The sequence below is a fragment of the Pseudoalteromonas sp. S3431 genome, from assembly GCF_000690035.1.
Taxonomy (GTDB): domain Bacteria; phylum Pseudomonadota; class Gammaproteobacteria; order Enterobacterales; family Alteromonadaceae; genus Pseudoalteromonas; species Pseudoalteromonas fuliginea.
In genome coordinates this window covers 34,891-48,345 of record NZ_JJNY01000012.1, presented here as the reverse complement: position 1 = coordinate 48,345, position 13,455 = coordinate 34,891, and the positions used below count along the sequence as shown (strand labels likewise).

At 38.0% G+C, this 13,455-nt stretch carries 13 protein-coding genes and 1 tRNA gene; 7 read left to right on the top strand and 7 right to left on the bottom strand.

Going from position 1 to position 13,455, the window contains the following annotated elements; genetic code table 11:
- Window positions 1-46 precede the first annotated feature (46 nt).
- The 3 genes from DO88_RS15005 to DO88_RS15015 all read left to right on the top strand — a co-directional run bounded on the left by DO88_RS15005 (window position 47) and on the right by DO88_RS15015 (window position 2,617).
- A complete protein-coding gene (locus tag DO88_RS15005; protein WP_007375961.1) occupies window positions 47-1,624 on the top strand; it encodes a S41 family peptidase in 1,578 nt (525 codons plus the stop codon).
- A gap of 3 nt (window positions 1,625-1,627) precedes the next feature.
- Window positions 1,628-2,008 carry a hypothetical protein gene (locus tag DO88_RS15010; protein WP_007375960.1) on the top strand — a complete coding sequence of 127 codons (381 nt, stop codon included), beginning with the start codon at window positions 1,628-1,630 and terminating at the stop codon, window positions 2,006-2,008.
- 129 nt (window positions 2,009-2,137) lie between these two features.
- Window positions 2,138-2,617, top strand: a complete 480-nt coding sequence (locus tag DO88_RS15015) for a hypothetical protein (RefSeq protein ID WP_007375959.1) — start codon at window positions 2,138-2,140, stop codon at window positions 2,615-2,617.
- Between the two features lie 5 nt (window positions 2,618-2,622).
- On the opposite strand, the gene DO88_RS15020 is transcribed toward DO88_RS15015, so the two are convergent.
- Entirely contained in the window at window positions 2,623-5,163 is a 2,541-nt protein-coding gene (locus tag DO88_RS15020) for a serine/threonine-protein kinase (RefSeq protein ID WP_007375958.1), read from the bottom strand.
- 121 nt (window positions 5,164-5,284) lie between these two features.
- Between DO88_RS15020 and DO88_RS15025 the strand changes: the two genes are divergently transcribed.
- Window positions 5,285-6,256, top strand: a complete 972-nt coding sequence (locus tag DO88_RS15025) for an FHA domain-containing protein (RefSeq protein ID WP_033038191.1) — start codon at window positions 5,285-5,287, stop codon at window positions 6,254-6,256.
- Between the two features lie 131 nt (window positions 6,257-6,387).
- Here the strand turns inward: DO88_RS15025 and DO88_RS15030 are convergent, their stop codons facing one another.
- The 4 genes from DO88_RS15030 to DO88_RS15045 form a co-directional block, all read right to left on the bottom strand.
- A complete protein-coding gene (locus tag DO88_RS15030) occupies window positions 6,388-7,563 on the bottom strand; it encodes a mandelate racemase/muconate lactonizing enzyme family protein (protein WP_007375956.1) in 1,176 nt (391 codons plus the stop codon).
- A gap of 26 nt (window positions 7,564-7,589) precedes the next feature.
- Window positions 7,590-8,357 carry a class II aldolase/adducin family protein gene (locus DO88_RS15035; RefSeq protein WP_007375955.1) on the bottom strand — a complete coding sequence of 256 codons (768 nt, stop codon included), beginning with the start codon at window positions 8,355-8,357 and terminating at the stop codon, window positions 7,590-7,592.
- Between the two features lie 164 nt (window positions 8,358-8,521).
- The gene (locus DO88_RS15040) at window positions 8,522-8,845 is read right to left on the bottom strand and encodes a c-type cytochrome (RefSeq protein ID WP_033016362.1); all 324 of its coding nucleotides are present in this window, start codon (window positions 8,843-8,845) and stop codon (window positions 8,522-8,524) included.
- Between the two features lie 182 nt (window positions 8,846-9,027).
- Window positions 9,028-9,567, bottom strand: a complete 540-nt coding sequence (locus DO88_RS15045) for a DUF2058 domain-containing protein (RefSeq protein WP_002957867.1) — start codon at window positions 9,565-9,567, stop codon at window positions 9,028-9,030.
- 198 nt (window positions 9,568-9,765) lie between these two features.
- Between DO88_RS15045 and DO88_RS15050 the strand changes: the two genes are divergently transcribed.
- Window positions 9,766-10,914 carry an MFS transporter gene (locus tag DO88_RS15050; RefSeq protein WP_033038189.1) on the top strand — a complete coding sequence of 383 codons (1,149 nt, stop codon included), beginning with the start codon at window positions 9,766-9,768 and terminating at the stop codon, window positions 10,912-10,914.
- Here the strand turns inward: DO88_RS15050 and DO88_RS15055 are convergent.
- Together DO88_RS15055 and DO88_RS15060 are read right to left on the bottom strand one after the other, a co-directional pair.
- Entirely contained in the window at window positions 10,881-11,381 is a 501-nt protein-coding gene (locus DO88_RS15055; RefSeq protein WP_008138855.1) for a prolyl-tRNA synthetase associated domain-containing protein, read from the bottom strand. The two genes, DO88_RS15050 and DO88_RS15055, sit on opposite strands and share 34 nt — an antisense overlap.
- Window position 11,382: 1 nt before the next feature.
- Window positions 11,383-11,778, bottom strand: coding sequence for a hypothetical protein (locus DO88_RS15060; protein ID WP_033038187.1), 396 nt, complete (start codon window positions 11,776-11,778; stop codon window positions 11,383-11,385).
- Window positions 11,779-11,943: 165 nt separating this feature from the next.
- Here DO88_RS15060 and DO88_RS15065 point away from each other — a divergent pair.
- Both DO88_RS15065 and DO88_RS15070 read left to right on the top strand, forming a co-directional pair.
- A tRNA-Ala gene (locus DO88_RS15065) sits at window positions 11,944-12,019 on the top strand.
- Window positions 12,020-12,168: 149 nt separating this feature from the next.
- Window positions 12,169-13,431, top strand: a complete 1,263-nt coding sequence (locus tag DO88_RS15070; protein WP_007375950.1) for an ABC transporter substrate-binding protein — start codon at window positions 12,169-12,171, stop codon at window positions 13,429-13,431.
- Window positions 13,432-13,455: the final 24 nt, after the last annotated feature.

The window sequence follows — 13,455 nt, the reverse complement described above, 5'->3', positions numbered from 1 at the left end:
TAAAAACCGCTATATTTACGTAATAGTATAAAAAGCGAGCCTTCACATGTTCATTCCTACGAAGTTAAATATTGCAAAAACCATTCTGCCTTTAACACTTATTAGCATCTTAAGCGCATGTGGCGGTGGCGGAAGTTTAAATGACAGTAATAGTGTCACTCCTATTGGCTCAAATACAACAACTTGGACCGCCAATGAATTTGCTCGCGCTAGTCAATTTAAAGGCCAGTGCCAAGCAAGTGATGAGAAGAACTGGCTACGTTCATGGAGTAACGAAACATACCTTTGGTATGATGAAATTATCGACACTGACCCAGCTCTTACGAGTGGAGTCCTTGATTACTTTGAACAACTAAAAACCAATGAACTCACCGAATCGGGTGCAAAAAAGGATAACTTTCATTTTAATTTACCTACCGATGAGTGGGAACGCCAAAATCAAGCAGGCGTAAGTTATGGCTACGGTTTCAATATAAAAATTCTAGCGTCTAGCGCACCTCGCCAAGCCATAATAAGTTATACGCAGCCCAATACTCCGGCAAGTAACCAAAACCTAACACGTGGATTTGAGTTAGTTGAAGTAGATGGTATTGATTTTGTAAATACCAACTCATCAAATGATGTTAGTGTTATTAATGCAGGTTTATTCCCTACGCAAACAGGTAAAGTAACTGAGTTTGTATTTAAAGATATCAACACCAACGAAAACCGTACTGTTACCCTCACGTCGCAAAATATAACCTCGCAACCGGTAAGTAATGTACGGACTGACTTAGCAAATGGAGAGGTTGGATATTTTCAATTTAATAGCCATAATGCAATTGCTGAAGAGCAACTATACAACGCATTTAACCAACTTGCTGCAAGCGACATTAAAGACTTAGTCATCGATATACGCTATAACGGTGGTGGGCTTTTACAAATGGCAAGCCAAATTGCTTATATGATTGCAGGTAATAGTAATACACAAGGTAAGGTTTTTGAACGTACTATTTTTAACGATAAAAACCCAAATACCAACCCAATAACAGGGCAAGCACTTACCCCAATGTCTTTTACCAATCAATTTGTGGGATTTGAGAGCAACCCAAGTATTACACCGGGTACACCTTTGCCAACACTTAACTTAAATCGTGTATTTGTGCTTACAACCAGCAGCACTTGCTCTGCCAGTGAAGCCATTATTAATGGTCTACGCGGCGCAGATGTAGAGGTGATTCAAGTGGGTTCAGGTACTTGTGGAAAACCATATGGCTTTTACCCAACAGATAATTGCGATACAACTTATTTCACCATTCAATTTACCGGCGAGAACAATAAAGGCTTTGGTGAATTTTCAGATGGTTTTGCACCACAAAATACATTAGATAACGCACTCCAGCCTGTATTAATAGCAGGCTGTGCCGTTGCAGATGATTTTACTACTTCCTTAGGTGATGCTAATGAAGCACTACTCAAAACGGCACTTAGCTATCGCACAACAGAAAGCTGTCCTGCGCCAAGCTCTACCAGTAGCAAGCAGGGTTTTGCTCCATCAATTGTAGATGATTCACCAAAGGTAGAAGATACCCGAGTGCAAACCATGCTTAATCAAAATATTATTCTCAGCGATAACATAAGGTAGGCTATGCAAATGCGTTTACTAATAATCACAGCTATCATAATGTGTACGCTTACTGGGTGCTCAGCACAAAGCTCTGAGTCGACACCTAAGCTGCAACATGCATTATTGGTAGAGCCAAATAGTGAGGCTGTAGCCGAGGTTATAGCTCTACTACTTCATAGTCAGCAGATACAATTAGCTGATGACGTATTTTTAACAAGTAGTACGGTAACGCTCGATAGACTTAATCAAAAAGACACTTTGGGTAACCCGATTATAGGCAAGCAACTCAACATGCCCGATCAATTTGAGTTAATGATTAAAAACGAGCAATGTTTTGTACGTCACCTTGATAGTAAGGCAACCAAAGTCATAAATGATGTTAATTGCCGAGTAAATAACTAGTTTGCTCAATGGCAATTTATGTATAAAAAACGCTATGCTCACTGGAGTATATGTTTTACCTAAGCGCAGGTTATTTAACCTGTAAAACAACTATAATGACATTTATTAACCCTAAAACAGGATATTAAAATGAATAATCTTAGCTTTCGAGTTATTCCTACAGAAAATGGACAATGGAACATTTTTAGCCCTACGGGCGGAGAGAGTGAAAATATTTGTATTGATTATAAAGCATTAAAGGCAGGCCAAGCCGTCAATTTATATTATGAATTGGTTGATTGTCTAGGATGGGAATTCGCTGAAAATGGCACCTATTTCTCTGATGCTAAAGATAATTTTAATTATCAATTAACAAGTATAGTGGCCAATAGCGGTCAATCACTTATAGTGTCTATCTCAAGTATCATTCCTGCCCACGCATTACCTGCTCAGCTAGCAACAGAACTTGCTAACAATCCAGACGAAGCTGTTTCAGGTATGCTAAGTGAGAGCGCAGACTATGAAGTAAACTTCCGTCTTGTCGCTAAAAACACAGCTAATCAAGAACCAACAATGCGTTATTTTTCTCAAGATCCGCGAGTGATTCTTCAAGACATGGAACCACACTAGGAATTTTATGTACAGAGAGAATCATAATTCTCTTTGCCTAAGAGTTTTTGAAACTTACTCTCTGTACATAACGGTTTAAACCAACCAAGTCGATAAAAAGTGGGGCTCCATCCCTTTTTAATACTTTGCTCTACAGATGCAACCGCTGAGTACTTCTCTCCTAAAATGGCCTGAATCATAGCTTTCACAAAGTATACTTCGCTTAATTCAGAACTTTGAGCTAAAGCACGATCGATACTGATCATCGCTTCTTGCCCTTTATTCAAATGAACCTGGGCTTGCGCTTTTTCTAATAATAACTCAACAACTTGTGTATCGTCTGCTATCTGTCGATCTATCTTTTTATAAATATCAAAAGCCAGTTCCTTTTTATCTAACATATATAAAATATCAGCTAGATTGAGCTGTTGCGTACTATTTATAGAGGAGAGTTCTGCTGCCTTTTGGGCATGGTGTAATGCATCTTTTAACTCCCCTTTTAAAGACAACACAATAGAGTAATTTGAATATGTTGATGAAATAGCAGTCCCTGCTGAAATTAATCGCTGGTAGTTAATTTCAGCTTCCGCTAGGTCACCTGATAACAATGAAATATCTGCGAGCGTTTGTAGCGTAATAAAATCATTAGGTGTGTAGGTAAGTATTTTTGATAAATACTCTGCTGCTTTTTGATTATTGCCTTGCATAAGGTGGGCAATAGCTAGATTCCGTGTTGCAACAAGTGTTGGCCTTATTTTATAAGCGAGCTTTGCATGCGTTAAGGAACGCGCTAAATCACCATTTCTTTTATAGTAAATTGCTAGTAATGTTTGTTTTTGAAACTCTTCAAGATCTGACTCCTGAATTTTTTGTATCACAATTTCCGCATTATACTTATCTTTAACATGCTGATGAACTTCTAACATATCAATTAAGTAAGCAGCACTATTACGATAAGTACGAGGTAAAGTATTTAAGGTTTGTTTTAATTTTTTTATAATTTCGGGATCATGTGTTTTATCATACTGACGAAGTACGATTTTACGATACAGTGGATATAGAGGTGTAAACTCGGGACTGTGTAAAATCAAATTCTCAGCATCTGCCATTAAAGATTCCGCATCACGTGAATTATTTGACACTACGCGTACTAAATTCACATATTGATCTAAAAACTCACTCTCTTTTTTTAGTGTTTGCCTACTCGCAACATTACCTGTGTATAATTTTTCAACAAAACTACTCGCTAAATTATAAATTCCCATGTAATTTTCAGTATCACTTGCACTTCTTTCTTCACGAATTAGCGTCGCATTTCCCCCATTCAGTAGGCTTAAGTTGATATCACAAGAAAGTGGAGTGCAATCTAAGTGCGTAACAAGTAATTGATCCGAATTAAGTGCTTGGCCTAAAGTGGCTAAATTTGTGTCTTTGCCTAATAATTTTTGAGTTTGTCGTATTTCAGTTTTTGAGATTAATGCATAATCAGAGTGATTTAATAAGTAATGCGCTATAGCATCATTAATTGCCAAGTTAAGCACTTGCTTTTGAGCATCTAAGAGTTTGGTTGTTTTACTAAATTCGACAGGTAACACTGCAACGTAAGTTTTGGGTTTATTTGCTTGCCAATACCAAATGCTCACACTGAGTAAACTGATGGTAATACATGACAATAATGCAAAAATGCCCCACTTATTCCTTTGTTTGTGTTTGCTAGCTAAATGAATGTCTGCCATAGAAATAGTTTCACTATTACCATTTAACGACAATAAAATACGTTTTAATTCATCAGTAACTTCTACGCAAGATGACGGTCGGTGTTTTACATTATAAGAAAGAAGACGGTTTATAAGTAGCCCCAATGGTTCTGGGATACCCGTAATAGCGCATGCATTAGCGCTGCATTTATTATTTTTTATTTGCTCTGCTATAGACTTATTAGTAAGGTCAGAAGACTGCGCACTATATGGATGTTGATTAGCGAATAATTGATAAGCAATTAATCCAAATGAAAACAAATCACTTCTAAAGTCTAACGGTTGATCATTTAGCTGCTCTGGAGACATTGCTGTTAAACTGCCAAAGCTCATGTTTTCTTCCGATTGCAAAGTATCTTTTATCTGTGAAATACCAAAATCAGCGATTTTAGCTGAACCACTTTCATTGACCAAAACGTTGCTTGGCTTCAAATCAAGGTGCAAAATATTTTGCTGGTGAATGGTTAACAACCCTTCACTTATATCAATTAATAATGCTAGCTTTTCTTGTGCAGTTAATACTTGTTTTTTTAACAAACGTTCAAGTGTTGTACCTTTAACATATTCCATTTCAAGAACCAATTGCTCACCATACTGGATGGTCTTATAAATCTGGACTATGTTTGGATGATTAAAACAAGCTAATAATTTAGCCTCTAATAGTATTTGATCTGTAACTGAAGATGATAAATCGATTACTTTGAGCGCAACTTGGCGATCTAACTTTAAATCAGTAGCAAGGTAGACTTTGCTCATACCTCCTTGTGCTAAAACGTTTAGCTTATGGTAATGCTCTTCTAATTTAAACACACTGCAACTCAATAATATTTACATTTTAATGGTTAGTGTAACTTCAAAGATTAAATAATTACAATCTATTGATATTATTTAAGTATAATAAATTATATCAATAAGAAAAAACGGATGAACCATGGCTGTTTTAAAACATATAGAATCCCAGAGTAAATTCTATTTACGTGCTTTCCACCGCTTTGGTAGATTAGTACACTCTGTAGATACTTTGCTTGATTTTCCTGAAATTACACGTATTCATGCCGTAATTGAATGGCTAAATGAGCAATGGTGTATAAATGATTTAAGCAAAAATGGCGTTTGGTTAAACGATAAAAAAATCAGTAAAAATCAAAATATACCTTTAAAAAAAGGCGATAATATCCGTTTTTCTGAAGTAAATAATGCGGTGTATCAAGTTATTTGCGTCGACCCACCAAGAGACTTATTGTTACCAGAAAATGCCTCGCATGAAGATGTCATTTTTCTAGAGCAATACCATTTTTTACCTGACAATAAGCAACCTGAAGTGATTGTCTTTTTCGACTCACAGCAGCACTGTTGGTATTATGAAACTATGCAAGATCACCTTCTGACCCTAATGAGTGATGGTCAAAATTTATATATCGGCGGAAAAAGTTGGTGCTTATTTCAGGCTGAATCCACCATGCAAGAAAAAACAGTTGAACTCAAAAGACAGCCTAATAATAATTTAGAGTTCATTTTTAGCCTAAGCCTCGATGAAGAATTAGCCGAACTAAAAATCAAAAAAAATAAAGTTACATTAGACTTTGATGTACGTTCTCATCATTATTTAACTTTGCTATTAGCACGATATAAATTAAATGACATGCAAAATAATTTTGAGGCTGATGTACAGGGTTGGGTGCAAGTAAAAAAACTAGCAAAAGATTTAGGCATTAGTGAAAGTCACGTTAATATTCAAATCCATCGCGCACGAAAGCAATTTGTTGAAATACTTAATAATGAAATAATACCCAGTGCATTGATAGAACGTAAACGCGGAAAAGTCCGCTTTGGCGGAAAAACGTTTACTATTTATAAAGGAAAAAAAATAGAGTCTTCAAATTTAGAAAACAATGCAGAGTGAGCAGCAGATCATACAATAAAAAGCACTAGTGACATTTTTAGTAATAAATTAGACCGGCTGAAATAGTCGGTCTAACTTATTTTTAATAGTGTATTTTTTAAAGTGTAATATTATCAATCTCAACGCATTGGCTACTTAATTTCAACTCGCTGAGAGCGCATAACAATCTCGTCATTTAGCTCAATACCCAACCCTGGCTCTTCTGATACTTCAAAGAAGCCGTTTTTAGGCTGTGGATCTTGCAAACATAACTCGCGGTTCCATTTTTTAATCGCATAAGTATGGTGCTCATGAATTAAAAAGTTAGGGATAGCCGTTTCTAAATGCAGTGATGCTGCGGTTGCAACAGGGCCGCCACATACGTGAGCTTGAATTCGCACATCAAAAATATCAGCGTAGTCACATACTTTCTTAGTTTCGGTAAAACCACCGCACAAACCAATATCTGGCTGTAGAACATCAATACTTTGATCTTCTAAATATGGGCGCACTCCCCAGCGGTTATACAGACGTTCGCCACCAGCGATAGGCACATTAACTTTATCTGCTACTTTTGCGTGTAATGAGTGGTTTAGGTAGTTAACTGGCTCTTCAAAGTACATACAGTCAAATTCTTCTGCAATTTCACCCAACTGAATGGCTGTTGTCACGCCTGGTAAACTGTGGCATTCAAAAATAATATCCACTTCATCGCCTACTGCTTCGCGAATAGCTTGCATGCGCGCACGGTATAACTTCATTTCAGTACGTGAGATTATTTTTGTACGATCGTAATAAGTATTGCCGTCTTTATCGTACTGAATTGGATCTACTTTAACTGCATCATAGCCTTCGGCCATCGCTTTTAAAGCCGCTTCTGCATATTCTTGCGGCTGTACTAGCGCTTTAAATTCGCTATCCCAGTCAAACTGTAATTGCGATGCATATGTACGTAGTTTGTCGTTAACTTTACCGCCTAATAATTGATATACAGGTAAACCAAGCGCTTTACCTTTAATATCCCAAAGCGCGGTATCAATTGCGCTCATTGCAGCATATACAACTGGTCCGCCGCCTAAACCCCAAAAGCTCTCACGTAACATACGTGACCATAGTTTTTCTGTTTGAAAAGGGTCGTGGCCGATTAAAAAGGCGTCGGCCATTTCTTTAATCATAGCAGCGGCTGCACTGTGGCCTAAATCGTAAGCAAGGCCTGCCTCGCCAACACCACTAATACCTTCGTCAGTATGAATACGTACAAATACAGGTGTCCAAGAAGGCCTATCAGGACAGTGAATATCAAATACTTCAACGCGATTTACTTTCATTAAAATTCCTTATTAACCGCTATGGGTTATTTTGCAAAACTAGAGTCAAGTCGGTACGCTTTACGCAACATCGCAGGCCACGCAAGTTGCCCGCCAGTGCTACCGCTGTGTACTACGTTTGCTTGATTATAAATATTGTCGATTATAGGCTGCGGCACTTCAATAACCTCTTGCGAGCTTGATTGTAGCGCTAATTGAATTTCGCATGCGCGCTGTAAATCATAAAAGCGCATAAACGCATCGCCTACCGTTGGGCCTACCGTTAAGCCACCGTGGTTTACCAATAACATATGGTTAGTGCTGCCCAAATCATCTTGCAGTACTTTTCGTTCATCGTCGTTTACTGCAAGCCCTTCGTAGCCATGATAAGAAAGCGATGGCAGTGAAAACATTGAATATTGGCTAAGTGGTAACAAACCATTTTTTTGTGTAGCGACTGCGATTGTTTCTTTAGTATGAAGGTGAATAACACAATGAGCGTCTTCGCGTACCTCGTGAATCGCACTGTGAATAGTAAAACCAGCTGGATTAATACTAAATGGCGTATCGTCAATAATGTTGCCGTCTAAGTCGACCTTCACTAAATTAGAGGCAGTTACTTCATCAAAGGTTAAACCAAAGGCATTCACTAAGTAGTGGTCGGTGCCAGGCAAACGTGCTGATAAATGCGTATAGATTAAATCCCCCCAACGAAAGTGCTCTACCAGTCTATAACATGCGGCTAAATCAACACGAAGTTGCCACTCTTGTGCTGATACTTTATTTTTTAAATCGAGTTGGGGTAAATCAAACATAATAAGCCTTTTAAAACGTACATTATCAATCTGTACGAACAGATGTTTAGAAGTCTAAAGCAGTCTCTATTTTATAGCAAACACCAAACAAAACAGCCACACTATTGTGTGGCTGTTTATAAAGCTAAAATACCAATTGCATTCAAATGGTATAACTGCGTAAATTATTTTACGTTAGCGAGGTAATCTGCAATTGCGTCAAACTCTTCATCTGTTACCGTTGCAACCATTGCTTTCATGGCCATGGTCATACCGTTGTTACGTGCACCTGATTTAATGTCTTTCATTTGCGCTACTAAGTAGTCTTTATTTTGACCATTTAGCTTAGGGTACATACCCATAATTGGTGCTTTACCTTCAGCGCCATGACAGGTTTGACAATTTTTAGCGGTATAAAGTGCAGCGCCATCAGCAGCAGCTGCATTAAACGAAAAGCTTGCAGCTAAAGTAATACCTGCACCTAATAGTAGTGTTTTCATCTTGCTCATTGTATTTACTCTTCTTTTTTGACGGTTAGAAAAAAACTGTTCTATTGATTGTAGTAAACAATCAAATAAAAAGCATACGTACGAAACGACGCTAGACGATCAACTTAACCAAAAACTGCTAACCCGTTTCTACTCGTTTATCTATCTTAACAAACAAAAATGAGCTTCCCCTTAATAACTTATTACCAAACTATATCATCTGGTACTTCAAAGTCTGCATATGGGTCGTCTTCATCTTTTGGCTTGTTTTCAGGCTCTACATGAAAAACAATATACTTTTCGTCAACTTCAGCCACTTTACGCGCAGGTTCATCGTCTAAAACGTAAAATTGCCCTTCTAGTACACAGATAGCTAAACGACCACCCGATAACGCTTTTTGCGTTTTCTCGTTGACATCGATATTTTTTACTTTGTTTTGATAAGTAAAATTAAACGTGCGCTCACCACGAATAGCGTCTTGGTTGTGATGCTCTAAAATTTGTTTAACACGCGCTTCTTGTTCGCGCTGCTTTAAGCTAACTTGGCGTGTTTGGTTAAGCTCTTCAGCCTTTTTTTGCTGCTCTAGCTTGGTTTGTTGGATGTGCTTTTGCAGATCACTTGGGTTACTAGTAGCCCCTTTCTTTTGCTTTTTTTGTTGCTTACGTTTTTCTGATTTAGCAACTTTAGCATTATGCGATGTTGTTAATCCTGCTTGAAGCAATTGGTCTTGTAATGAACCCATGGCTTTGTTCCACTAAAAACTAATATTAAGGTTATTTTAATCACCAACGAGTCTAAATAACAGCGCTATCGACATTAATCTAACAAACTAGTTAAAACAAACCATGATATAGCGCAAAGAGCGTGCTTTTAATTATGAATTAAAAGCAATTTTTAATACAATGCCACCTAACCAATCAGCAAATGTACAAGGCATATAATGCGTTTACCTCACCTACTCGTTTGCTCGGTATTTATATTTTTTGTACTTTATGCGCCACAGCCCTTACTCAGTCTTTTTGCGAATGAGTTTAATGTAGCCCCTGCGGTAGCTGGCAGCTTAATGACCGCAACTATGCTGCCCTTGGCCATTGCACCACTTGTTTATGGTGTACTTTTAGCAAAACGCAACCCATTACTCGTATTGCGTATTGCAATGGTATTTTTAGGACTTAGTAGCCTGCTTTTCATTTATGTACCGAGCTTTGAACTTTTGCTCTTGGTTAGATTTCTACAAGGTTTAACGCTTCCAGCAGCTTTAACAGCAATGACCAGCTATATAGGCATGAGCTACAGCGCAGATGCCCTTCAAAAAAATATGACTCTGTATATTGGTAGCAGTATAGTTGGAGGTTACTTTGGCCGCGTACTCGCTGCTTTGTTTAGCGATTTGTGGCATTGGCAAAGTTTTTATTATGTTATTGCTTTTATGCTTATTTTTTTGGCTTTAACAATTAAGCATTCTCGCTTTTCAAACCCAACTACACCGTCGCAGCTCTCCCCTCTAGATTACCTTAAACAACTTAAAGAAGGTGCTGTACTTAAAGTGTATGGCGCCGTTTTTTGTATGTTTTTTTGTTTCGCTGCGCTACTTAATTACTTACCGTTTATATTACAAAACACGTTTTTAATTACCAATACTCGTGACATAGGTTTAGTTTACAGTGGTTATTTAATTGGTGCTCTCGCCTCTATTACTGCACCTTGGTTGCTTAAAAAAACAACTTCAGCTTGGCATCTTTTAGTCGCTGTATTTAGTTTTTATAGTGTGAGTATTATTTTATTAATGAGCCACCAACTTAGCTTATTTTTAATCGCATTTACTTTGTTTTGTGGGGCAATGTTTGTAATCCATTCAACTGCAGCGCCGCTCGTTAACAAAATAAGTAAAGCCCCACCAAGCGTAACCAATGGCGGGTATGTATCATTTTATTACAGTGGTGGTGCATTAGGGTCGTTATTACCCGGTGTGGTATACCAACATTATGGGCAAACAGCGTTTATGTTTACGCTGCTTGCGGTTTGCTTATGCGGTTTATCGTTAATTGTGTGGGCTTATTTTGAGGGTAAAAATACAACTCGCGGTTGATGCTTTGTGTAATTAAAAAAAGTTTCTAAGTCAGCCTTGCTAAGCAACCATGTTTGGGTATTTTCAAATGGATGACAATGGAACAAATCGCCACCCCAAATATCTTGGTCAACCCATAAGCTCACTTCGTTTTGCTTATCATTTAAAAGAGCCAACATAGATACACACCCAGGAGCCACTTTTAAATATTTAGCTAGCCGCTCACTTGATGCAAACCCTAAGCGTGAAAGACCTTGCTGCTTTGACAATACCTTTAAGTCGAGTTGTTTATCGTGCGCTGTAATAACTAAAAAATGTCGCTTACCCTCATTGTCACGTAAAAATAAATTTTTAAGACGTGTACCTGGGCGCTCAATCATAAACTCATCAGCCGCTAAGCTAGTATGCAGCGGCGGATGCTCTATTACATCGTAATTAATATCTAGGTGCGCTAAAAGCTCTGCTAACTTAGTTTTATCAGCCAACATATTACAAACAACGTCCTCTTAATTGCACACTCAAATCTCGCCATATAACGTCATTGACTTCGTGTTCGTTATCGCAATACTGACGCTCTTTTAGCTCTTGATTTAATAACTCAACAGCTTGGTCTTCTAGCTGTAACTTTAAAACACTCGACTCTTCAAAATGCTCTTGCTCAATATATTGCTTAACCTCACCACGACTTGGTCTGTTATTAGGACCACGGTCAAGATTAAAGTTTTCACGATGCTTAGCTTTTACTGAAACAACATAAGCAAAAATTTTATTACCTTGCGCACCTTTTTTTTCATGAAACTGTTTGTTGTTTATTTCAAAAGGAGGCCCGTCACTTGACGCACAACCTGCGAGTAAAACCATCATCACTAGAACACTTTTTTTCATGTTTTTTGTCGTTTTAGTTTGTAATTAAGCCGAGTCTATCAAAATTTGTCATAAACAGTAAAAATTAGCGAAAAAATACTTGACCAAATTTATAAAAAAATTTAAAGTTCGTCCCGCTTGGAACTCAGCAGCCAAGTAATTACGTAAATCGTAATTTAGGAATGTGGGGCTATAGCTCAGCTGGGAGAGCGCCTGCCTTGCACGCAGGAGGTCAGCAGTTCGATCCTGCTTAGCTCCACCACTTTCCTACCTCCTCATCAAAAACCAAAAATTATTTTTTCGTAGTGTTAATTACTTTCTTTTCTAACTAATTTTTATAACTTTCAACTTGAGTCTTTACAACTTATTAGCTATATATAATGTCATATGTATTAATGCTTTAGGCTTATCATGGACACCCCTAAGCGCTCAACGTTAAAAAAACTTGCTGTTATTGGTTTGACTGCTGGCGCGATTACGCATGCTCCTTATGTTTTTGCCCGAAAAAAAGTCACTTTAAGAGTCCTTGGTACACATGTCACATTACAAGATGCTATTCGAAAACAAGCGATGAGCGACTTGGGTATTAATATCGAATTTACACCCGCAGGCAGTGCAGCCGTTTTACAAAGAGCGTCAATGGCCCCAAGCTCCTTTGATCTATACGAACAATGGTCAAATAGCATAAATGTGCTGTGGAATGCAGGCTCTATACAGCCAATAGAAAAAAAACGACTCACTTACTTTAATGAAATTAACAACCTCACTAAAACTGGAAAGCTCACCGAAAATGCAAATATTGGTGCAGGCGATGCTCCGTATAAATTATTAAATGTCCAACCCGATGGTACATTAAGCGAGCACGAAAGCGATCACATAAGCTTTTTGCCTTATGTGCACAATGTTGACTCTTTTGGTTACAACACTGATTTCATCAAACCAGGTATAGCTTACGAAACAGAAAGCTGGAGTTGGCTATTAGATGATACGAACCGAGGAAAAGTAGCCATTGTAAATGCCCCTACTATCGGATTATTCGATTTGGCCTTAGCTGCACAAAGCAAAGGCCTCATAAAATTTAATAATATCGGTTCAATAACGCGTTCAGAAATGGATCGACTCTTTAGTATATTACTTGATTTTAAACGCCAAGGTCACTTTAGTGGTTACTGGAACTCTGTGCCAGAATCAATCGAGTTTATGAAGAGCAAACGTGCGCATATAGAGAGCATGTTCTCACCAGCAGTAGCCGCGCTTAATAGCCAAGGTGTTAATGTGCGCTTTGCCGCTCCAAAAGAGGGTTACAGAGGCTGGCACGGTGTGATGTGCTTATCGTCACAAACACAAAATAGCGTTAAAGATGCTGCTTACGATTATATGAATTGGTGGTTATCAGGTTGGCCGGGGGCTTTTATAGCTCGTCAAGGTTATTACATTAGCAACCCTGAACGCTCAAAGCCACTACTGAGTTCTTCTGAATGGGACTACTGGTACGATGGTAAAGCAACTGAAATAGACTTACGAAATACCAACGGTGATATAACGATAAAAGCAGGAGAGGAACGAAATGGAGGTAGTTATCTCAAACGTTTCAGTAATGTTGCAGTATGGAACAGTGTTATGCCAACCTACGATTACAGTTTGCAAAAATGGCATGAGTTAATTAGTCGCTAATGAAAATTCGTTCGATAAAATCAA